This window comes from Amycolatopsis sp. NPDC051045, from assembly GCF_040682955.1.
Taxonomy (GTDB): domain Bacteria; phylum Actinomycetota; class Actinomycetes; order Mycobacteriales; family Pseudonocardiaceae; genus Amycolatopsis.
Window position 1 is genome coordinate 183455 of sequence record NZ_JBFBCC010000004.1, and the last position, 21608, is coordinate 205062.

General features: G+C 71.7%; 19 protein-coding genes. 2 read left to right on the forward strand and 17 right to left on the reverse strand.

What is annotated here, in order from left to right:
- Positions 1–34 precede the first annotated feature (34 nt).
- Positions 35–2344 carry a DUF6779 domain-containing protein gene (locus AB0M80_RS11975; RefSeq protein ID WP_364562537.1) on the reverse strand — a complete coding sequence of 770 codons (2310 nt, stop codon included), beginning with the start codon at positions 2342–2344 and terminating at the stop codon, positions 35–37.
- 69 nt (positions 2345–2413) lie between these two features.
- On the reverse strand, positions 2414–2875 hold the full coding sequence (locus AB0M80_RS11980) for a DUF3180 domain-containing protein (protein WP_364562539.1): 462 nt from the start codon (positions 2873–2875) through the stop codon (positions 2414–2416).
- Positions 2876–2936: 61 nt separating this feature from the next.
- Between AB0M80_RS11980 and AB0M80_RS11985 the strand changes: the two genes are divergently transcribed.
- Positions 2937–3872 carry a MerR family transcriptional regulator gene (locus AB0M80_RS11985; RefSeq protein ID WP_364563630.1) on the forward strand — a complete coding sequence of 312 codons (936 nt, stop codon included), beginning with the start codon at positions 2937–2939 and terminating at the stop codon, positions 3870–3872.
- Between the two features lie 163 nt (positions 3873–4035).
- On the opposite strand, the gene folK is transcribed toward AB0M80_RS11985, so the two are convergent.
- The 13 genes from folK to dacB form a co-directional block, all read right to left on the reverse strand.
- Entirely contained in the window at positions 4036–4527 is a 492-nt protein-coding gene (gene folK / locus AB0M80_RS11990; RefSeq protein WP_364562541.1) for a 2-amino-4-hydroxy-6-hydroxymethyldihydropteridine diphosphokinase, read from the reverse strand.
- Positions 4524–4883, reverse strand: a complete 360-nt coding sequence (folB, locus tag AB0M80_RS11995; protein ID WP_364562543.1) for a dihydroneopterin aldolase — start codon at positions 4881–4883, stop codon at positions 4524–4526. The genes folK and folB overlap by 4 nt, the downstream gene beginning before the upstream one ends.
- Positions 4876–5673, reverse strand: coding sequence for a dihydropteroate synthase (gene folP / locus AB0M80_RS12000; RefSeq protein WP_364563633.1), 798 nt, complete (start codon positions 5671–5673; stop codon positions 4876–4878). Before folP ends, folB begins: the two co-directional genes overlap by 8 nt.
- Positions 5674–5708: 35 nt before the next feature.
- A complete protein-coding gene (gene folE, locus AB0M80_RS12005) occupies positions 5709–6314 on the reverse strand; it encodes a GTP cyclohydrolase I FolE (RefSeq protein ID WP_364562546.1) in 606 nt (201 codons plus the stop codon).
- Positions 6292–8697 carry an ATP-dependent zinc metalloprotease FtsH gene (gene ftsH, locus AB0M80_RS12010; protein ID WP_364562549.1) on the reverse strand — a complete coding sequence of 802 codons (2406 nt, stop codon included), beginning with the start codon at positions 8695–8697 and terminating at the stop codon, positions 6292–6294. The genes folE and ftsH overlap by 23 nt, the downstream gene beginning before the upstream one ends.
- Before the next feature lie 294 nt (positions 8698–8991).
- Positions 8992–9813 (reverse strand): ESX secretion-associated protein EspG, encoded by an 822-nt coding sequence (locus AB0M80_RS12015; RefSeq protein WP_364562552.1) that lies wholly within the window; start codon positions 9811–9813, stop codon positions 8992–8994.
- Positions 9814–9925: 112 nt separating this feature from the next.
- Positions 9926–10711: an ESX secretion-associated protein EspG gene (locus AB0M80_RS12020; protein WP_364562555.1), complete on the reverse strand. Its 786-nt coding sequence runs from the start codon at positions 10709–10711 to the stop codon at positions 9926–9928.
- 60 nt (positions 10712–10771) lie between these two features.
- Complete coding sequence (locus AB0M80_RS12025) at positions 10772–12172, reverse strand: hypothetical protein (protein WP_364562558.1); 1401 nt, start codon at positions 12170–12172, stop codon at positions 10772–10774.
- 23 nt (positions 12173–12195) lie between these two features.
- Positions 12196–12561, reverse strand: coding sequence for a hypothetical protein (locus AB0M80_RS12030; RefSeq protein WP_364562560.1), 366 nt, complete (start codon positions 12559–12561; stop codon positions 12196–12198).
- 144 nt (positions 12562–12705) lie between these two features.
- Positions 12706–13257: a hypoxanthine phosphoribosyltransferase gene (hpt, locus tag AB0M80_RS12035; protein WP_364562563.1), complete on the reverse strand. Its 552-nt coding sequence runs from the start codon at positions 13255–13257 to the stop codon at positions 12706–12708.
- Between the two features lie 3 nt (positions 13258–13260).
- Positions 13261–14220: a tRNA lysidine(34) synthetase TilS gene (gene tilS, locus AB0M80_RS12040; RefSeq protein WP_364562566.1), complete on the reverse strand. Its 960-nt coding sequence runs from the start codon at positions 14218–14220 to the stop codon at positions 13261–13263.
- A complete protein-coding gene (locus AB0M80_RS12045; protein ID WP_364563636.1) occupies positions 14217–15227 on the reverse strand; it encodes a zinc-dependent metalloprotease in 1011 nt (336 codons plus the stop codon). The genes tilS and AB0M80_RS12045 overlap by 4 nt, the downstream gene beginning before the upstream one ends.
- A gap of 93 nt (positions 15228–15320) precedes the next feature.
- Positions 15321–17687 (reverse strand): D-alanyl-D-alanine carboxypeptidase/D-alanyl-D-alanine-endopeptidase, encoded by a 2367-nt coding sequence (gene dacB, locus AB0M80_RS12050; RefSeq protein ID WP_364562568.1) that lies wholly within the window; start codon positions 17685–17687, stop codon positions 15321–15323.
- A 175-nt stretch (positions 17688–17862) separates the two neighbouring features.
- Here dacB and AB0M80_RS12055 point away from each other — a divergent pair, with 175 nt between their 5' ends.
- Complete coding sequence (locus AB0M80_RS12055; RefSeq protein ID WP_364562571.1) at positions 17863–18381, forward strand: inorganic diphosphatase; 519 nt, start codon at positions 17863–17865, stop codon at positions 18379–18381.
- A 71-nt stretch (positions 18382–18452) separates the two neighbouring features.
- Here AB0M80_RS12055 and AB0M80_RS12060 read toward each other — a convergent pair whose 3' ends face one another.
- Complete coding sequence (locus AB0M80_RS12060; protein WP_364562574.1) at positions 18453–20108, reverse strand: MDR family MFS transporter; 1656 nt, start codon at positions 20106–20108, stop codon at positions 18453–18455.
- A 179-nt stretch (positions 20109–20287) separates the two neighbouring features.
- Positions 20288–21556, reverse strand: coding sequence for a serine hydroxymethyltransferase (gene glyA, locus AB0M80_RS12065; RefSeq protein WP_364562577.1), 1269 nt, complete (start codon positions 21554–21556; stop codon positions 20288–20290).
- Positions 21557–21608 lie beyond the last annotated feature (52 nt).

Here is a 21608-nt window from a genome sequence, read left to right on the forward strand (position 1 = left end):
TCACGGACCTTGGTCAGCGGGGGTGGCTGCCGGGTCAGTCTTCGGCGCGTCGGCGTCGACGCGGGGGCGAGCCGGTGCCGCCGTTCGCCGCCAGTAGCTCGCTCACCGAGCGGCCTGCCGCGTGCGATCCGCCGCCCGGGGTGGGCTCCGCCGCGCGGCGGCCGTTGTGCGCACCGTTTTGCGCACCGTGAGCGCCATTTTGAGTGCCGTTGTGGGCGCCGTTGTGGCCGTTGCCGTTCTGCTGCTCGATGTCCGCCGGGTCGACCGGGGTCATGTTGCGGCGGGACATGGAGGCCCGTTCGGCGACCATGCCTTCCCAAGCCGGGGGCTCGCCGTCCGGGCGACGGCGGCGGCCACCGCCCGGCGGCTCCGGTGCGGGCACCGCGGGCATCTGCTGCGACTCCTCCGGCTTGCGGCGACGGCCGCCGGACCGGCCCTGGAAGTTGCGGACCGACTCCGGCAACGTCGGGTTCGCCATCGGTGCTTCGGCTTGGGCGGCCTCGGCGGGCGCGCGGTGCGAACCACCGTGCCGGGACGGCGGCTCCTCCAGGATCGGCGACATGTCGGCCCGCGAGAACTGCTCCAGCCGCGACGGGCGACGGCCGTCGGCGGCCGGGACCGGCGTGGTCGGCGGCACCACGGGGGGCAGGTCGGTGCGCGACGGCTGCCGCGACGCCGCGCTGGTGCTCGGCACCGGCGTCGTCGGCGGGACGACCGGTCGGAGGTCGTTGCGGGACGCGGCGGCATCCCGCGGCATCGGCGGCTGGGCCGGCTTCGGCTCGGGCGGCTTCGGCCGGTTCGGCCGCTGGCGCTCGGCGAAGTCGTCGCGGTTCTGGAAGGCCGCGCTCAGGTCCTTGACCGGACGGATGTCCGAGCGCGACATTTCGGACGGCTTCGGCGGCGGCACATTGGCCGCCGGACGCCCCGGCGCCGGCCGCGGCGGCTCGGGAGCCTTGCGGGGGTCGGGACGCACGCCGTTCGGCTGACCGCCGACGCGGGGAATGTCCGGCCGCGACATCTCGACGCGCGGGATGTCCGGACGGGACATCTCCACACGCGGAATGTCCGAACGCGACCTCTCGACTCGAGGAATGTCCGAACGCGACCTCTCGACTCGAGGAATGTCCGAACGCGACCTCTCGACACGCGGGATGTCGGGACGCGACATCTCCACCCGCGGGATGTCCGAACGCGACATCTCCACACGCGGAATGTCCGAACGCGACTCCTCGACCCGCGGGATGTCCGGACGCGACATCTCGGCGGGCCGCATCGCCGGACGCGACATCTCCGCCCGGCGCGCGGGCGGCGGCTCGGGACGACGGATCTCCGTCTTCGGCTCCGGTGGGCGGCGGATTTCGGTCTTCGGGTCCGACGGACGCCGGATCTCGGTCTTCGGGTCGGCCCGCGGCATGTCCCGGCGCGTCGGCTCGGCCGCGGCCTCCGGACGGCGCTCGGGCTGCTTCGCGACTTCGTCCGGCTTCGGCAGCCGCATCGGCTGCGACTCGGCCTGGCGACGCGCCGCCTCGGCCCGCAGCTCGGCCGCCTTCAGCTCGCGCTGCGCGGCGTTCAGGGCCGGGTCGACCGGCGGTACGGGCGGACGGCGCTCGCTCAGGGGCTTCGGCCGGGCGAGCTGCTGGGTGCTCTGCACGGAGACGTTCGCCGGGACCTTCGGGGCCGGCTTGCCGCCGAAGCCCTTGCCCTTGCCGAGGCCCTTGCCGTTCGCCGGCTTGCCGTTCGACGCCTTGCGGCGGCGCTCGTCGAGGACCCGGTCGATCAGCTCGGTCGGCCGCTCGCCGCCCTCGACCACCGGCTTCTTCCCGGCCATCAGCTGGGCGGGCTTCTTCTTCGGCGCGCCGTCGGGGATCATGCGGTTCTCGTCGGACACCTTGCGCATCCGGGTCGCCTGCGCGGTCAGCGCGACGCGCTCGAGCAGCACCTCGCCGCCGAACAGCGACTGGAGGCTGTCGCGCAGCGCGGACACTTCGTTGCGCAGCGCCTCCAGCTCCTCGCGGCCCTTGGAGTCGGCCACGGAGCGGTTCTCCGCCTCCATCTCCAGTTCGTACTCGCGCCGGGCCGCGATCTCGCGTTCCAGCTCCAATTCGTACACAGCCTGCGCCTCGGAGACCGCGTCCTCGCTCTGTGCCGCGTGCTTGCGGTACTTCACGGCGAGAAAAGCGCCGATCAGGGCGGCCCAGAGGGCCGCGACGATCCCGAGCCGGAGATAGCGGAGATCGTCGCTGAGCACCAGTGCGAGGGTGGCTCCGATGGCGAGGACAAAGCCGACAACGAGCCACGGCCTGCCCAAGAGGCGGCCGCGCGAGTCGTCACCCACGCCGGTCATGACTGACACCGTACCTGCTCGTAATCCGAACGAGACCTACTCGGTCCAGCGAGCGGTGGGATTCGAGCGCTAACCGGTCGTCCCGCGGGTGCGCTCACGATGGTGATCGCGGGGGGTCCGACAGCAGTGTTCGAGCCACAAACCCGCTGCTACCAGGGCCGCAGCGGACACCGCGCCGACCACTGCGGCGCGCGTGTCGAGCACCGCGGCGACGAGTTCGTCACGTCGCGGAAAAAGATAAGCGAGCGCGGCCAGCCAGGCGCCCGTCATGAACGCTCCGGCGAGTGACGAAGCCTTGGCGAGGGCCACCGATCGGGCGACCCCGATAGCGGCAACGAGACGGCCACTCCTGATCCGCGACCGGATGGAGAACGCCAGCACGACCTCGATCACGGCCAGCACGGCGAACGTCACGCCGGCGAGCAGCGGCAGCTGCGGCAGCGAGCCGTAGGCCATCTGGAACAGCAGGTAGCCGAGGCCCAGGCCGAGCAGTCCGGCGACCACGAGGTCGCGGGGCCGGGTGAAGTGCATGCCTCAACCGTACCGTGCGAAGGTTGACTCTCCCCCTACTGGAGAGTTCATCATGCGTCTTGTGGGCACCACCGCGACCTTCACCATCGGCGAGCTGTCCCGGCGGACCGGCCTGCCGGTCAAGACGATCCGCTTCTACTCGGACGAGGGCCTCCTGCCCCCGACCGAGCGGACCGACGCCGGCTACCGGCTCTACGACGCGGCGGCGATGGCCCGCCTGGAACTGGTCCGCACGCTGCGGGAGCTGGGCCTGGGCCTCGCCGACATCGCCGCCGCCTTGACCCGGTCGGCCACCGTCGGTGAGCTGGCGGTCCGGCACGTCGAGGCGCTCGACGAGCAGATCCGGCGGCTGCGGCTGCGCCGGGCGGTGCTGCGCGCGGTGGCCAAGCGGAATTCCGAACTGGAGGAAGTGAACCTGATGAACCGTCTCGCGTCGATGTCCGACGAGGAGCGCAAACGGCTGGTCGACGAGTTCTGGGACGAGATGGTCGCCGGGCTCGACATCGACCAGGAGTTCTACCAGCGGATGCGGTCGGGGAAGCCGGAGCTGCCCGACGACCCGTCGCCCGAGCAGCTCGAAGCCTGGATCGAGTTCGCCGAGCTGGTGCAGGACCCGGACTTCCGGGCCTTGATCCGCCGGATGAGCGAAACCCAGGCGCAGCAGATCCAAGACGGCGAGTTCCAGCAACCGGCCGAAGCCTGGCAGCAGAACTGGCCGGTCTGGGTCTCCCGCGCGGAGGCGGCCGTGGCAGCGAGCGAATCCCCCACGTCGGAGACGGGGCAAACGCTTGCGGCCGACCTGGCGGCGACCTCCGCTCGCCCGGACCAGGACCCGGCATCCCCTGAGTTCCGCGCGGAACTGGCCGACCGCTTCGCCATGAGCGGAGACCCGCGGGCCGAGCGCTACTGGCAGCTGCTGGCGACCATCAACGGCTGGCCCCCGGTCCCGACGACCCAGCCCGCGGTGCGCTTCATGATCGAAGCCCTGCGCGGCTGACCGCACGACGACGACAGCTCGGCGACGAACCGGGGGCGAGCGGTAACAGCCGCCTCCGGTTCACCGATGAGCTCGGGCTCGGCAGCCCGGCTCCCGGTTCAGCGCCGTGCCGCTTGATCGAGTTCGGGCGCCTGGCCCCGGCAAGTCCCCGTGGATCCGGTCGTCAGCGCAGGTCGAGGTCCGTGCGGCGAACCGTGGCGATCTCGTCGGCCGGGCGCGCCTTCAGCAGCGCTGTGATCGGGCCGTGGCCCGGGAGGACCGCGTCCGGGTCGATCTCCACCCACGGCACCAGCACACTCGCCCGGTCCGGCGTGCCCGGGTGCGGCAGCAGCAGCTCCGGGTCTTCGGACGTCACGCCGTCCACGGTGACCACGTCGACGTCCAGGGTGCGCGGACCCCAGCGCAGCTCGCGGACCCGGCCGGCGGCCTGCTCCGCGGCCTGGCCGGTGCGCAGCCACGCCCAGTGGTCGCGCGCCGGGTCGCCGACGACGCAGACCGCGTTGAGGAAGTCCGGCTGGTCTTCGACGCCCCACGCCTTGGTCTCGTACACGCTCGACACGGCGACCAGCGCCGGCCGCACCGCGTCCAGCGCCAGCTTCAGGAACCCCAGCCGGTCGCCCAGGTTGGACCCGAGCGAGAGCACCGCCCGGCTCATCGGTCGCGCCGGACCGTGACGGCCACGTCGTCGAAGGTCAGCGGGATCGGCGCGGACGGCTTGTGCACCGTCACCTCGACCGCGCTCAGGCGCTCGTCGCGCAGCACCTCGTCGGCGATCTTGCCCGCGACGCTTTCGATGAGGTCGTACGGCTCGCCCGCCACGATCCCCGCCGCCAGCTCGGCCAGCTCGCCGTAGTGCAGGGTCTTGGTCAGGTCGTCCGACGCGGCGGCCGGCCCCAGGTCCAGCCACACCGTGAGGTCGACGACGAACTCCTGGCCGTCCCGCTTCTCGTGCTCGAACACGCCGTGACGCCCGAACACGCGCAGGCCGGTCAGCGTGATCCGGTCAGCCATCCGTCCTCCAAGCGGCGGCCACCGCGACCGCGTCCAGCGAAGCCCCGACCTCGTGCACGCGCACGCCCCACGCACCGGCCGCCGCGGCGAGCGCGGAGACCGCGGCGGTGGCGTCCTCCCGGCCGTCCGGCGGCCGCGGAGTGCCGTCCTCTTGGGCCAGAAGACGGCCGAGGAACCTTTTGCGCGAGGCACCGATGAGCACGGGGAACCCCAGGGAGAGCAACGAGTCCAACCCGCGCAGCAACGCCCAATCGTGCTCGGCGTTCTTCGCGAAGCCGAGCCCGGGATCCAGCACGATGGCGCTCTCGGCCACCCCGGCCGCGAGCGCCACGTCCACTCTGGACAGCAGCTCGGCGCGCACGTCCGCCACGACGTCTTCGTATTCGGCGAGTGCCTGCATGTCCTTGCTGTGCCCGCGCCAGTGCATCAGCACCCACGGCACGCCGGTCTCGGCCGCGACGCGCGCCATGTCCGGATCGGCCAGCCCACCGGAGACGTCGTTGATGACGTGCGCACCGGCGTCGAGCGCCGCGGCGGCGACGGCCGCGCGGGTGGTGTCGACCGACAGCGCCACCCCTTCGGCGGCGAGCGTCTTGATCACCGGCAGGATGCGCTGCAGTTCGGTGTCGGCGTCCACCCGGGACGCCCCCGGCCGCGTCGACTCACCGCCGACGTCGATCAGGTCGGCGCCACGCGCCCACATCGCGCGGCCGTGCTCGAGCGCCTGGTCGAGCCCGAGGTACCGGCCACCGTCCGAAAAGGAATCGGGCGTCACGTTCAGCACGCCCATCACGACGCACCGGCCGGGCGCGGGAAGCCCCACGTTCACCGGCGCGCCCTGATGAGGTCGAGCGCCTCCGCCCGGGACGACGGGGAGTCCTTCAGCTGCCCGCGGACGGCCGAGGTGGTCGTGCGGGCGCCCGGCTTGCGGACGCCGCGCATGGCCATGCAGAGGTGCTCGGCCTCGATCACCACGATGACGCCCCGCGGTTCGAGCTTCCGCACGATCGCGTCGGCGACCTGGGAGGTGAGGCGCTCCTGGACCTGGGGACGCTTGGCGTAGAGGTCGACCAGGCGGGCGAGCTTGGAGAGCCCGGTGACCTTCCCGCCGGCGTTCGGGATGTACCCGACGTGCGCGACGCCGTGGAACGGCACCAGGTGGTGTTCACACTGGCTGAACATCGGGATGTCCGTGACCAGCACCAGCTCTTCGTGGGCCTCGTCGAACGTGCGGTCCAGCACCGAGTCCGGCTCGGTGTAGAGCCCGGCGAACATCTCGCGGTACGCGCGGGCGACCCGGGCGGGCGTGTCCTTGAGACCGTCCCGCTCCGGGTCCTCGCCGCAGGCCAGGAGAAGCTCGCGGATCGCCTTTTCCGCCCGGTCGTGGTCGAAGACCGGGCGGTCGGCGTCACTGGGGCTTTTCTGGTCCATCCACGTCACGACGCTCCCCCTCGCTCTGCTGGTTGCCGGCTTGGTCGGCGAACCAGCCGTGCTCACGAGGGCGTTCTTCACCGCCGGGCCGCCACGACTGGCCCGGCTGGCCGCCGGGGGAGGTCGCGGGCGTCCAGCCCGGAGGGGCACCGTAGTTCGGCGGGCCGCTCTGGCCGGCCGGACCGCCCGGCTGCTGACCGCCGTAGTTCTGCGGCCAGTGCGCCGTGCCGTTGGGGCCACCGTTCGGGCCGCCGTGAGGACGGCCGCCGTTCGGGTAGGCGCCCGGCTGCGGCGGGGCGTACGGGTTCGCGTTGGGATCGATCGGGGACGGCGACGGGTACGGCGGGCCGCCCGGCAGGTCGCCTCCGCCCTGCACCGTGCCGACCGGGGTCGGCTCCGGCTTCAGGACCGGCTTCTCCTTCTCCGGCGGCGGCCACGGCTCGCCGCGCTCCATCGCCAGCTCGCCCGGGGTCTTGATCGGCGGCTTGTCCGACGGCGTCCGCTCACCGAACTCGTTGAACACGGTGATGTGCGGGCGCTTCTCGACCGTCGCGAAGATCCGCTCCAGGTCCTTGCGGGTCAGCGTCTCCTTCTCCAGGAGCTCGATGACCAGCTCGTCGAGCACGTCGCGGTAGGTGTTGAGCACGTGCCACGCCTCGGTGTGCGCCGTCTCGATGAGCTTGCGCACCTCCTCGTCGATCTCGTGCGCCACCTCGAGCGAGTAGTCCGCCTGCCGCCCGGCCGACCGGCCGAGGAACGGGTCGCCCTGCTCCTGGCCGTACTTGACCGCGCCGAGCCGGGCGCTCATGCCGTACTCGGTGACCATCGCGCGGGCGATCTTCGTCGCCTGCTCGATGTCGGACGAGGCGCCGGTGGTGGGCTCGTGGAAGACGAGCTCCTCCGCCGTGCGACCACCCATCGCGAAGACCAGCCGCCCGATCATCTCGGAGCGGGTCATCAGGTCCTTGTCGTCCTCGGGGACGAGCAGGGCGTGCCCGCCGGTGCGGCCGCGCGGCAGGATCGTCAGCTTGTAGACCGGTTCGATGTCCGGCATCGCCCACGCGGCGAGCGCGTGCCCACCCTCGTGGTAGGCCGTGATCTTCTTCTCCTTCTCGGAGATGATCCGGCTCTTGCGCGCCGGGCCGCCGACGACGCGGTCGACCGACTCCTCGAGCTCGACGTCGCTGATCACGTGCCCGTTCTTGCGGGCGGTGAGCAGCGCGGCCTCGTTCAGCACGTTGGCCAGGTCGGCACCGGACATGCCGACGGTCCGCTTGGCCAGGCTGCCCAGGTCGGTGCCCTGCGCGATCGGCTTGCCCTTGGCGTGCACCTCGAGGATCGCGCGACGGCCGCGCATGTCGGGCGCCGACACCGGGATCTGCCGGTCGAACCGGCCCGGGCGCAGCAGCGCCGGGTCGAGGATGTCGGGCCGGTTGGTGGCCGCGATCAGGATGATGCCGCCGCGGGCGTCGAAGCCGTCCATCTCGACGAGCAGCTGGTTCAGCGTCTGCTCGCGCTCGTCGTGCCCGCCGCCGAGGCCGGCGCCGCGCTGGCGGCCGACCGCGTCGATCTCGTCGACGAAGATGATGCACGGCGCGTTCTGCTTGGCCTGTTCGAACAGGTCACGCACTCGCGACGCACCGACACCGACGAACATTTCGACGAAGTCCGAACCCGAGATCGTGTAGAACGGCACGCCCGCTTCGCCCGCGACAGCTCGCGCGAGCAGCGTCTTGCCGGTCCCGGGCGGGCCGTAGAGCAGCACGCCCTTCGGGATCTTCGCGCCGAGCGCCTGGTAGCGCGCCGGGTTCTGCAGGAAGTCCTTGATCTCGTACAGCTCTTCGACGGCCTCGTCGGCGCCCGCGACGTCCCCGAAGGTCGTCTTGGGCATGTCCTTGTTCAGCTGCTTGGCCTTGGACTTGCCGAAGTTGAGGACGCGGTTGCCGCCGCCCTGGGAGTTGTTCATCATCCACATCAGCAGGCCCAGGACGAGGGCGAGCGGGATGGCGAAGATGAGGATCTGCGTCAGCACGCCCTGCTGGGTCACCTTGGTGGTGAACTTGACCCCGGCGTCGCCGTTCTTCGCGGCCAGCAGCTTGTCGTAGATCTCAAGCGACGCGTTGGCCGGGTACTGCGAAATGATCTGGGTGACCTGCTGCCCGTCGACGTCGATCGGCTTCGAGAGGAGCAGCTTGACCTGCTGTTCCTTGTCCTCGAGGCTGGCTTCCTTGACGTTGTTCGAGGTGATCTGGGAGTTCGCCACCGAGATGGGTGCCTGGGTGTACCCACGATCACTGTCGAAGATCGTGTTGTACGCGAACAACGCCAGCAACCCCGCGACGATCCACAGCAGTGGGTTCCTGAGCACGCTCTTCCGGTTCATACGACTCGGCCCTGGTGGCCTCGACCCTCCCTGGTTGGGCGGCTCCTGTGATACCCGCCATCACGATCTTGACAACCCGTGGTGCCTGGACACCTGCTCATCAGGGTACCTCCGCTGCCGCGTTCATCCCCTGTGAGCCTCTCGCAGGTCAACGGGCGAAACCGCGCCCGGGTTCCCGGCCGGTGTCCGCACTGGGGCTTATTCTGCCGTCGCCCGCCGCATGACATCCGCACTGCCCTGCGGCTTTGCGCCCGGGGCGCGGCGGGCCGACCGAAACAAGCCTCACCGGTCACGCTATCGGGTGCCGTCCGACACACTGCTCACCATCTCCCCCAGCCGGGTCCGCAGCGTCGCCTGGTCCGCGGGGGCCACGGTGACCCACTCGCGCCCGTCCGTACCTGCGCGGGAGAGGCTCAGGTAGCGCCCGGTCGCGGTGTCGAACCAGGCCAGCACGCGGGACCGCTGCTTGGCTCCGACCTGCGAACGGCTGTTCGCCGCCAGCTGACCACCACGCAGCCGGGGCTGCCCGGCGATGCGGCCGTACGCCTCGCGCGGATCGGCCGTGAGCCGTTCGCTCAGCGGCGTCCGGCGCGCCCGGCCCCGTCGTTTGTCTTCTTCCTCGCCCGGCGACGACGGCACCGGCACGCGGATCGGCGCGGTGCGCAGCGCGTCGTCCAGCGGGAGTGTGACCGACGCCTCGCTGCCACGCGGGCCGGCGGGCAGCACCCCGAGGACGGCCGAGACCAGGCCGTCCGGTGGGACGTCCCGCAGCCAGATCCCGTCGGCGTCCTGGACCGCGAGCACACCCTTGGTTTCGTCGGCCGCCGCGAGCACGCCGACCGTCGGGGCCTCGAACTGCGGGATGTGCAGCGCGTCGATGGTCAGCGGCGCGAAGGCCAGCAGGTGCAGGGCGTCTTCGATCGGCGGCGCCGGCCTGCCGCGCGGGTCGCGGATGCCGCGCGCCTTCAGCTCGACGTCGGTGCGGTGACGCAGCGAGACGCGCTCGTTCTCGGTTGCGCCGTGCGACCGGACGATCAGCGGGTACGGCAGCTCCCCGATCCCCGCCGACTCCCAGAGGAAGTCGAACGCCAGTGGCGAGAAGAACTCTTGCATCATTACTCTCCCGGATCGGACTCTTGCTCAGCGTAGCCCGCACCACCGACAAAACCGGATCGTTCCGGTGGCAGGCTGGGCACGTCCGAAGAACCCGGACCGATCCTTCCAGAGATCAGACCGCGCTGGTCGTCGCGGCTCCCGCGAGCATCTCGCCGAGGCGGTGGCGCAGCGTGGCGGCGTCGGCGGGGGCGATCGTGATCCAGTCCCGGCCGTCGCGGCCGGGGGTGGCCTGGGTGAAGTAGCGGCCGGTCTCGGTGTCGAACCAGCTCAGGACCGGTGTGCGGGTGCGCCCGCCCACCCGGTTACGGGCGTTGGCGCCGATCTGGCCGCCGCGCAGCCGCGGCTGCGCGTGCAGCCGGGCCAGTGCCTTGCGGTCTTCGTCGGCCGAAGCGCGCTCGTCGCCGTTGCCGCGGCGCTGCATGAAGTCGACGCCGTGCGTGCCGACCAGCTGATCCAGCGGCACCGTGATGGACTTCTCGCTGCCGCGCGGACCACCCGGCAGCAGCGAGACGATCGCGCCGGCGAGCCCGTCGGCCGGGCACGGCTGCAGGTGCAGGCCGCGGGTGTCCTGCACGGCCAGCAGGCCTCGGCCGCCCAGCACACCGGCGACCGCGAGCAGCGGTTCGGCGTCCGGGGCGATCAGCTGGACGGCGTCCAAGCTCAGCTCGGGGGCGGCCAGCACGCCGAAGTAGTCCTCGATGTGCGGCTCGGGCCGCCCGCGGCCGTCGGCGAGCCCACGCGCGGTGAGCCCCTCCAGCGTGTGACGGCGCAGCATCGACCGTTCGTCGACGGTCGCGCCGTGCGACCGGATGCGCAGCGGGTACGGCAGCTCGCCCAGCCCGGCGGACTCCCACAGGAAGTCCACCTCGACCGGGGTGAGCAGCTCAGCGTTCGGCATCGAGCCACCCCCAGGAGGAACCGGGCCGGGCACACCGTCAGCGTGCCCGGCCCGAAAGGATCAGCGGTCTTCGTCGTCCTCGGACCACGCGCCGATGACCGGCGGCGGGGTCGCCTGGTTCGCACCGAAGGCCTCGTCCGGGTCCGCCTCGATGAGGAAGGACGCGTGCGTGTGCTCCTCGTCCTGCTCGCCCTGGGCACCCTGCGGGGCCATGCCGCCCATGCCCGGGTTCATCGGCGGCGGGGTCTGCCCGCCGATGGTGCCCGCCGACGAGACGAGGCCCTGCTGCGGTCCCTGCGCCGAAGCGGCGCTCTGGCCCTGCCCCTCGGCCGACGCCAGGGTCGTTTCGTTCTCGGCCTTCGCGCCGGACTTGCTGCCCGCGCCGAGCGCCCGCGACGCCAGCGCGCCGAGGCCGCCGGCGACACCGCCGATGCCGAGGCCCATGCCGACCTTGCCGAGCGGGCTGCTGCCGCCGGCCGTCGTGCCGCCCGGAGCGACCTGGCCGGTCCCGGTCACGGAGCCGGAGCCCGCGACCGAACCGCCGGGTGCGTCACTGCCGAGCGCGGCCGCGTCGGCGCCGAAGCCGCCGGGCACCCCGGGGCTCGCACCGGTCACGCCGGCCGCGTGCTGGGCGCCGAACGCGCCGTGGCCGCCGAAACCGGTGCCGCCGGAGGCGAAGATCGCGTTGCCCGCGCTGCCGGGCAGCCCCTGGACCGGGCCGGCGCTGCCGACGGAGCCGACCGAGTTGAACGAGACGGAGTTGTGCGAGCCCGTCGGCTTCATGCCGAGCGACTCCGGGCCGAAGCTCGGGGTCGAGCTGTCGATCTCGCTCATCGCCTCCGTGTAGGCGTTGAACATCGCGACCTGCTGCGCCTTGACGTCGTTGGCCGCGTCGTACTGCACCTTCTGGTCGTTCGTCAGCGTCGCCGGGCCGCCCGCCAGCGCCAGCGCCATGGCCATCTTCGGATCGAAGTCCACGGGCTTCGGCATCTGCTTGACCTGCGCGGCCGCCGCGGACTGCCGGTAGAGCCGGTCGGACATCGTGTGCGCGGCCTCGGAGGCCTGCGAACCGGAGTTCGCGATCGCCACGAGCGCGCCCTGCGCACCCGCGGCACCCTTGCCGACCCACGCGTTGCCCAGCTCGGCGATCGCGTTGTACAGGTGGTCGGACGCCTGCTTCAGCTCGGTACCGTGGTGCGCCCACACGTGCCCGGTTGCCTCCGCCGTGCCGGGCTCGTTGTTGTCGCGCGCGGCGTGGTAGAGCTGCTGGCTGTCTTGGGCGTTCCAGTTCGGCGGGTTGGCGATCGCGCGGTCGTCGCCGACGTCGAAGCCGTCGGACCGGCCGCGGGCGCTTTCGACGATGTTCTGCGACGCCGAGTTGTCGCCGAGCGGGACGAGCGAGCCCTGATCAGCAGGGCCCGGAGTGGTCTTCGACGGCTGGTCGCTTTGGTTCGGAGCCATGACTTCGAAATCCCCCTCTGGACTCAGGCGTTACGGAACGGGTCGGCCGCGGCCTGGTCGATCTCGTGGTACCGGGCCATCGCCGTGACGATGCCCTCTTCGGCGGCGGAATACTGCTCGAGCAGGTTCTGCAGCGCGGCGGCGTAGGAGTCGCCGCCGCCGTCCGCGCGCTGGACGAACTTCGCGGCCATCGCGTGGCCGACCGGGTTGTCACCGAGCTTCGGCGGCTGGGCGAGCGTGCCCGCCCCGGCGAGGAGGGCTTCGACCGCGTCCTTGCCGGTGCGGATCTTGTTCAGCACGGCCTGGGCGGCGTCGGGATCGATCCCGACCTGACCCGCCGCGGCCGCGGCCTTGAAGGCGTTCGCGTCGGCAGCGCTGCTGTTCCCCATCTGCACTCTCTCCCGTTCCCCCGACCCGGTCACCGCGGGCACGATTGGTCTTCGCATAGGTTAACGCACGTGATCAGAGCCTATGACGCAATCGGCGAAGCCGGGGTTCCGAAAATCCGGTGGTTGCGGTGAACGGTCGGTGAACTACGCCGTGTAGACCTTCGGCTCCAGGGTGCCGATGTAGGGCAGGTCCCGGTAGCGCTCGGCGTAGTCGAGGCCGTAGCCGACGACGAACTCGTTGGGGATGTCGAAGCCGATGTACTTCACCGGCACGTCCACCTTCACCGCTTCCGGCTTGCGCAGCAGCGAGACGACCTCGAGCGACGCGGGGTTGCGGCTGGCGAGGTTCTTCAGCAGCCACGACAGCGTCAGGCCGGAGTCGACGATGTCTTCGACGATCAGGACGTCCCGGCCCGCGATGTCGCGGTCGAGGTCCTTGAGGATCCGCACGACGCCGGACGACGACGTCGCCGACCCGTAGGAGGAGACGGCCATGAATTCCAGCTGCGTCGGCAGCGGCAGCGCGCGGGCGAAGTCGGTCATGAACATGACCGCACCCTTCAGGACGCCCACCAGCAGGAGTTCGCCCTGCCCGTTGGCCGGATAGTCGGCAGCGATCTGCTCCGACAGCTCCGCGATCTTGTCCTTGATCTGCTGCTCGGTGACGAGCACGGAGGCGATTTCGCCCTCGTACACGGGTCATTCCCCTCGTGTGGTGGGTTGGGAGGTGAGGCAGAGCCTGCCACGGCACCGGCTCGCCTCCAAGTTGCCCGGCAACCAGACGCCACCCTGACCACGCCACCGGGCGACCAGTGCGTCGACCGCGCGCAGGTGCGCGTCGGTGAGCTCACGCACACCCGATTGCAGCAGCCACCTGCGGAGAACCCGCCGCCGCAGTGCCGCGGGTTCGGCCGCCAGCACCGCCACTTCCAGCCCTTCGGAGCCGCCCGCGCGGGTGAAGATCATGTCCGCCAATGTGTCCAACGCCTCGTTGTCCTCACGCAGCTGCGCGGACGTGCGGGCGAGCGCGGCGGCCACCCCGCCGTTGAGAACGTCTTCCAGGAGCGGCAGGACTTCGGTGCGCAGCCGGACGCGGGTGAAGCGCGGCTCGGCGTTGTGCGGGTCCTCCCACGGCTCGACGCCGAGTTCGGCGCAGGCGGCCCGGGTGGTGGCCCGCGGGACGGCGAGCAGCGGACGGCCCCACGGCGGGTCGTGCGGCCGCATCCCGGCGACGCTGCGCGGGCCGGAGCCGCGGCCGAGCCCGAGCAGGACCGTTTCGGCCTGGTCGTCGAGGGTGTGGCCGAGCAGGACGAGCCCGTGCCCGTCCAGCGCGCGGTAGCGGGCCTTGCGCGCGGCGGCTTCCGGGCCGCCCGTGCCGGTCACGTCGGCCCGGCGCACCTCGGCTTCGTCGACGCCGAGGGACCTGGCCGCGGCCGCCGCATCGAGGGCGATCTTCGCCGAGCCCTCCTGCAGTCCGTGGTCGACGACCAGCGCGCGGACGCGGTGGCCGGCGCGGTGGCCGACGTGCGCGGCCGCTTCGGCCAGTGCGAGGGAGTCGGCACCGCCGGAGACCGCGACGCAGAGTTCGGCCGGTGCGTCGGCGATCGCCAGGAATTCGCGCACGGCCCGGCGGACGGCCGCGACCGCCGGCCCGGTCATCCGTGCAGGCGCCGGACCCACGCGGCCGGGTCGGAGATCTCGGCGCGCGACGGCAGGGTGTTCGGCGACCGCCAGACGGCGTTGAAGCCGTCCATGCCGACGGCGTCCACGACGTGCTTCGTGAACTTCGCGCCTTCTTCGTACTGACGGATCTTCGCGTCGACGCCGAGCAGCGCGCGCAGCAACCGGTCGAAGACGCCGCCGCCCTTGCGCCGGGCGGTGAACCGCGCGCGGATGGTGTCGACGCTCGGCACGACCCGCGGGCCGACGGCGTCCATCACGTAGTCGGCGTGGCCCTCCAGGAGCGTCGAGAGCGCCAGCAGCCGGTCGAACACCGCGCGCTCCTTCGGCGACTGGAGCAGCTCGGCCAGGTTGAGCTTCGGCCCCTGCTTGATCGCTTCCGGCAGCCTGCCGACCAGGTCGGACAGGCTGTCGGTGCCGCCGCCGGCGAGGCCGGAGACGAGCCGCTCGACCTCGTCGGCGAAGTAGTCGCGCAGCCACTTGACCGCGGTGAACTGGAGCCGGTGGGTGCATTCGTGCAGGCAGACCCAGAGCCGGAAGTCGTGGCCGGGCACGTCCATCGCCTGCTCGGCGGCGACGACGTTCGGCGCCACCAGCAGCAGCCTGCCGGTGCGCTCGGGACCGCCGAAGGGGTCGTACTGGCCGAGCACGCGGCTGGCGAGGAACGCGAGCACCAGCCCGGTCTGCACCCCGGCGCCGCCGGCCAGGATCGGCCCGAGCGGCCCGCCCTGCTGCGGCAGCGCCCGCCCGGTCAGCGCGTCCAGCCCGGCCGCGGCGGACCGGACCCAGCCGGGGCGGTCGACGACTTCGCCGGGCAGCAGCGGCAGGTCGAGACCCAGGTTCGTCAGCTGCCGCACGTGCCCCTCGGCCTCGACGGTCAGCTCGCGCAGGTCGGTGACGGCCTCCTCGGCCCGTTCGCGCGGCACCTGCGGACCACCGCGCACCAGCAACGCGCCGGTCTGCGCGGCGATCGCCCAGTCGACGATGGACCGGGTCTGCGTTTCCTGACTCACCCTTCCGACGCTACCTGCCCGGGGTGGGGTTCCGGCCACGATCTTCGTACGGTTCGGCGTCCGCCGCTACGCGCAGCCGCACTTGCGGAGGCTCGTCGCGAGGGCGTCGATGGCGTCGCGGCCGGGTTCGGTGTCGGAGCCGTTGGACATGAACGCGAACACCAGCACCCGGCCGTCCTGGTCGAGGACGAGCCCGGCGAGGGTGTTGACCCCGGTGAGCGTGCCCGTCTTGGCCCGCACCCAGCCGCGGCCGGCCTGCGACGCCGGTGTGTCGAACCGCTTGTCGGCGAGGGTGCCGGAGCCGCCGGCCACCGGGAGGCCCGCCAGTACCGGGCGCAGCTTCGCCGTGCCCGGGTTCTTGCCCTCCGGCGCCGCCGCGGCCGCCAGGAGCTGCGTCAGGAGCCGTGCCGGGATGCGGTTCTGCGACGAGATGCCGCTGCCGTCGGACAGCGCGACGCCCGAGACGTCGAAGCCGTGGTCCTTCAGGACCTTGATGGTCGCCCTGGCGCCGCCGGCGTAGCTCGCTTCCTCGCCGTTCGCCAGCGCCACCTGCCGGGCGATCGCCTCGGCGAGAACGTCGTCGGACAGCACCATCAGGTCGGACACGAGCTCGGTCAGCGGGGCGGACTTGACCTCACCGAGCACCTTCGCGTCCTTGGGCGCGGTCGCCTGGCCGCCCGCCGGAACACCCAGCTTCGAGGCGATCGACGAGGCCAGCGCGCTGCCCGCGTTCGCCGTCCGCTGCGAGCCGTTGTCCTTGGGGCTGAGCCGGCCGCCGTCGGCCATCACGGGCGCCATCTGCGTCGCGTACGTCGACGGCGCGTCGCCCGCTTCCCAGCCCGGCGCGGTCGTCGGGCCCTTGAACAGGGTCAGGTCGACCTGCACCTTCTTCACGCCCGGCGCGGCCTTCTTCACCTGCGCGACGAGGTCGTCGACGTGCGCGGCCCCCGGGTACAGCGGCGATTCCGTGCCCAGCGGCAGGCTGGTGAGCGTCGTGTCGCCGCCGCCGACCAGGATCACCGTGCCCGGGTCGGCGCCCTGCACGATCTTGGTCGACAGCCTCGAATCGTGGTCCAGCGAGAGCAGCGCGGCCGCCGACGTGAGCACCTTCGTCGTCGACGCGGGCGTCACCGGGCTCGACGAGCTGTGGTCCCACAGCACGGTGCCGGTCACCGGGTCGATCACGCTGCCGGTGAGCTGCCCCAGCGCGCCGTTCCCGGCCGCCGAGGCCAGCGCGGACTTGACGCCGTTCGCGGTCGGCGCCGTCCCGGCCGTGGCCGGCCCCTGCAGCTGACGCGTGGCCGCGCCCGGCGACGGCGCGTCGCCCTTGGGCGCGTTCGGCGCCCACGGCAGGCCCAGCCGGTTCGCCACCTTCGGCGTCGCCGCGGCGACCCCGCCCCCCGCCAGCACCAGGAGGACGACCACGACCAGCGCGATCAGCTTGCCCTTGCGCCGCTTCTTCGGCGGCTCCCCGGCGGACGGCGCCTCGGCCGCGGACGGTGCCGGCGGCTCGGCGGGCGGCTCGGCCCGCGGCGGTTCGTTACGGGGCTGGTCGTTACGGGGCTGGGGCTGCTGCTGGAAGACACCGGGGAACTGGGTGGGCCGCTCGATCCCGACGGTCGCCTCGGCGTCGAACCGATGCCCGTCCGGTTCGATGCGCTGGGGCCGGGCCAGCGAACCCACGGACGCCGACGGCACCACCCCGCGCGGCGGCTCCGGCGGCAGCCCGGGACGGCGGTCGCCCGGTTCGGCCGGACGGTCGCCGGCGCGGTCCTCCCGCAGCTCGATGTGCTGGGTCCACGGTGCGTCGGTGCGCTGCTGGGCTTCTTCGCGCTGAGGCTCCTCGCGCTGTGCTCCTCCGCGGTTCAGCTGCTCTTCACGGCGCTGCTGCTCCGCGCGCCAGTACTGCAGCTCTTCGCGCCACTGCTGCTGCTGAGGTTCCTCCGGCTGCTCACGGCGTTCCTGCTCCCGCGGCGGGACATAGCGCTCGACCGGCACCACCGGCGTCGGCTGCTTCACCTCGATGAACTGCGTGCTCTCCACGGCCGAGGCCGGTGCGGCCGGTTCCGGCCCGGGCTGCTCGACCTCGATGTACCGGGTGCCCTCGTCGGCGGGCTGCGCCGATGGCGGCTGCTCCGCCGGCTTCGGCTCGCGGCTGCCGAGCCGGTCGGCGAGGTCCTGCTTCGCCGAGGTCGGCGGCGGGGGCGCGGGCTCCTCCACGGGCGCGTTGAGGCCCGGGACCGGCTCGGGTGGCACGTTCGGCGCGAACCACGAGCCCTTCGGGGCCTCACTGCCTGTGACCTTGGGCACGGGCGCGCGGTCCCCGCCGCTGTCCGGCGGGTCGGGCAGCGACATCGGGGTGGTCTTCCGCGCGCCGGACGACGAGCGGTCTTCGTCCGACGAAGGCCACATCGGCTGGTCGTTTTCCGGCACCCACCACTCCTTCTCACCTGCCCCGGGAGGGGCCAAGCTCACATGCCGTGAGGCCGACATCGATGCGGCCCCCAGGCAGGGTGTAGTCCACACTAGGAGACGTCACGACAGTCATGAAGGTTGCCGCCCGCGACGTGTGGCATGCCCGCAATCGAAAGAAGCAGCGAGGACAGGCGTGGAGTTCGACGTCACGATCGAGATCCCCAAAGGGGAGCGCAACAAGTACGAGGTCGACCACAAGACCGGCCGCATCAAGCTGGACCGGACCCTGTTCACGGCCACGCAGTACCCGGCCGACTACGGGTTCATCGACGACACCCTCGGCCAGGACGGCGACCCGCTCGACGTGCTCGTCCTCGTGCAGGAGCCGACGTTCCCGGGCTGCCTGATCCGCTGCCGCGCGATCGGCATGTTCCGGATGACCGACGAGAAGGGCCCGGACGACAAGGTCCTCGCGGTGCCGAGCGCCGACCCGCGCCTGGAGCACCTGCGCGACATCCACCACCTGAACGAGTTCCACAAGCTCGAGATCCAGCACTTCTTCGAGGTCTACAAGGACCTCGAGCCCGGCAAGAGCGTCGAGGGCTCGTCCTGGGTCGGCCGCGCCGAGGCCGAGAGCGAGATCGCCCGTTCGTACGAGCGGGAGACCGACCGGCTGGCCAAGGAGAAGGCCGACGGCGGCGCCGCTCACTAAGACTCCAAAGCCGTGAATGCCACCTTGAGGGACTCAACGTCTCTCAAGGTGGCATTCACGGCTTTCAGGGGTCAATGCGCCAAGGCGAGGGCCGGAGCGGCTTCCGCCTCGGCGTCCGCGCGCTGCTCCATCGCCGACTTGTCCGACAGCGGCTTCTCCTTGAGGAACCAGACCAGCGCGAAGCCGACGGTCAGCACGATCCCGCCGACCAGGAACACCGTGCTCATCGACTCGGCGAAGCCCTGCAGGATCGGCCGGGCCAGCGTCGGGTCGAGTGAGGACAGGAACGACGTGTCGTTGACGTCCAGTCCGCTCTGCAGCTGCTTCGCGAACTCCGGGTGCTGCGCCAGCGCCGTCGTGTAGGCCGGTGTGGTCATCGCCGAGCGGATGGCGTTCGCGATCCGGTCGCCGACCGTGCCGAACAGGATCGACAGGAACACCGCGGTACCCGCCGTGCCACCGATCTGCCGGAAGAACGTCGCCGCCGAGGTGGCGACGCCGATGTCCTGCGGGCGGACGTCGTTGGTCGCGGCCAGCACCAGCGTCTGCATCGAGGAGCCGAGGCCGAGGCCGATCACGAAGGCGATCACCATGACCAGGGCCAGCGAGGTGTCGACGGTGATCGTCGACAGCGCGAACAGCGCCGCCGCCATCAGGCCGATCCCGGCCACCGCGAACATCTTGTACCGGCCGGTCCGCGAGATCACCACGCCGCTGCCCAGGCTCGCGATCATGATGCCGAGCGTCAGCGGGAGCATCTGCAGGCCGGCCTGGGTCGGCGTCGCGCCCTTGACGATCTGCAGGTACAGCGGCAGCGACATCATCGCGCCGAACATCCCGGCGCCCTGCACGACCGTGACGATCGTCGACATCCGGAACACGGACCGCTGGAACAGGCGCAGCGGCAGCAGGGCGGCGTCGCCCATCCGGCGTTCGATCCACACGAAGGCGGTCACGCCCAGCGCGCCGACGACGTACATCGCGATCGAGGCGGCGGAGCCCCAGCCCCACTCGCGGCCCTGCTCGGCCACGATCAGCAGCGGCACCAGGCCCACGGCCAGCGCCACGGCACCCCAGTAGTCGACCTTCTGCTCGACGCGGGAGTGCGGGAGGTTGAGGACCTTGGTGACGACGGCCAGCGCGGCCAGCGCGATCGGGACGTTGACCAGGAAGACCCAGCGCCAGCCGGTGATGCCGGCGAAGGTGTCGATGCCGGCGAAGAAGCCGCCGACGACCGGTCCGGCGACGCTCGAGATGCCGAACACCGCCATGAAGTAGCCCTGGTACCTGCTGCGCTCGCGCGGCGCGGTGATGTCGGTGATGATCGCCAGCGCCAGCGACATCAAGCCACCGGCACCGAGGCCCTGGAAGGCGCGGAACGCGGCGAGCTCGTACATCGACGTCGCCATGCCGCTGGCCAGCGAGCCGACCAGGAACAGCGAGATCGCCGTCAGGTACATGGGCTTGCGGCCGTAGAGGTCGGACAGCTTGCCGTACAGCGGCGTCGAGAGCGTCGCGGTGATGAGGTACGCCGTGGTGGCCCAGGCCTGCAGGGACAGGCCGTGGAGCTCGTCGGCGATGGTGCGCATCGACGACGACACGATGGTCTGGTCGAGCGCGGCGAGGAACATGCCGAGCATCAGCCCGGACAGCACGGTCAGGATCTGGCGGTGGGTCAGCTTGCCGTTCGTAGGTGCTGCTCCTTCCGCCGTGGTGGTGTCGCTCATGGTGGTCTCCCTCGGAACGCCTTCGCGTAGTTGCTTGTACCCCTCAACTACTTGCCTGAGCCAAGTATTCCCCGGGAAGGTTGTACGGTGCAATCAAATATTCTGTGACCCCCGTCTCGTGGCCCCAGACGCGCCGAGGGCGGCACTTTCACGGGAAAGTGCCGCCCTCGGGGACGGGGTCAGGCGGAGTAGCCCGGGATCGGGAACGGCGCCAGGAACTCGCGGATCTCCGCGGCGATCGCGTCCAGCGAAGACTCGTCGTGCGCGGCGGCCGCCGTCACCGTGCGGTCGATCCAGTCCGCCACCTGCGGCTGGTGCTCCGGCTTGAGACCGCGGGTGGTGATCGCGGACGTGCCGAGCCGGATGCCGGACGGGTCGAACGGCTTGCGCGGGTCGAACGGCACCGTGTTGTAGTTCAGCTCGATGCCCGCGCGGTCGAGGGCCTGGGCGGCCGGCTTGCCCGCGACCGCCTTGTTCGTCAGGTCGATCAGCAGCAGGTGGTTGTCCGTGCCGCCGGAAACCAGGTCGTAACCGCGAGCGAGCAGTGCGTCGGCCAAGGCGCGGGCGTTGGCCACGATCGTGTGCGCGTAGTCGCGGAACGACGGCTGCTGCGCCTCACCGAGGGCGACCGCGATCGCCGCGGTCGTGTGGTTGTGCGGCCCGCCCTGCAGCCCCGGGAACACGGCCTTGTCGACCGCCTTCGCGTGCGAAGCGTCCGAAAGGATCATCGCGCCGCGCGGGCCGCGGAGGGTCTTGTGCGTCGTCGTCGTGATCACCTGCGCGTGCCCGACCGGCGAGGGGTGCGCGCCGCCCGCGACCAGCCCGGCGATGTGCGCGATGTCGGCGACGAGCACCGCGTCCACTTCGCGCGCGATCTCGGCGAACGCCGGGAAGTCGATCGTGCGCGGGATCGCCGTGCCGCCGGCGAAGATCAGCTTCGGCCGGTGCTCGCGCGCCAGGTCCCGGACCTGGTCGAGGTCGACCCGGCCGGTCTCCTTGGCGACGCCGTAGCGCACCGGCGTGAACCACTTGCCGGTGGCGGACACGCCCCAGCCGTGCGTGAGGTGCCCGCCGTCCGGCAGTGCCATGCCGAGCACGGTGTCACCCGGCTGCGCGAAGGCGAGGTACACGGCCAGGTTCGCCGGCGACCCGGAGTACGGCTGGACGTTCGCGTGCTCGGCGCCGAACACGGCCTTCGCCCGCTCGATGGCGAGCTGCTCGACCTGGTCGATGAACTGCTGGCCCTCGTAGTACCGCTTGCCCGCGTAGCCCTCGGAGTACTTGTTGGTGAGCACGGTCCCGGTGGCTTCGAGCACGGCCTGCGAGACGTAGTTCTCCGACGCGATCAGGCGGATCTTGTCGTGCTGGCGCTTGGCCTCGTCCTCGACGAGCCCGGCGATGGCGGGATCGGCGGCGGCGAGTGCGGTCAGTTTCGGCTGGTGTGTCATGGCGTACTCCGGCTCTGGAGTGGCCTTCACCCAGGCGCGCGGTGCCGGCCTC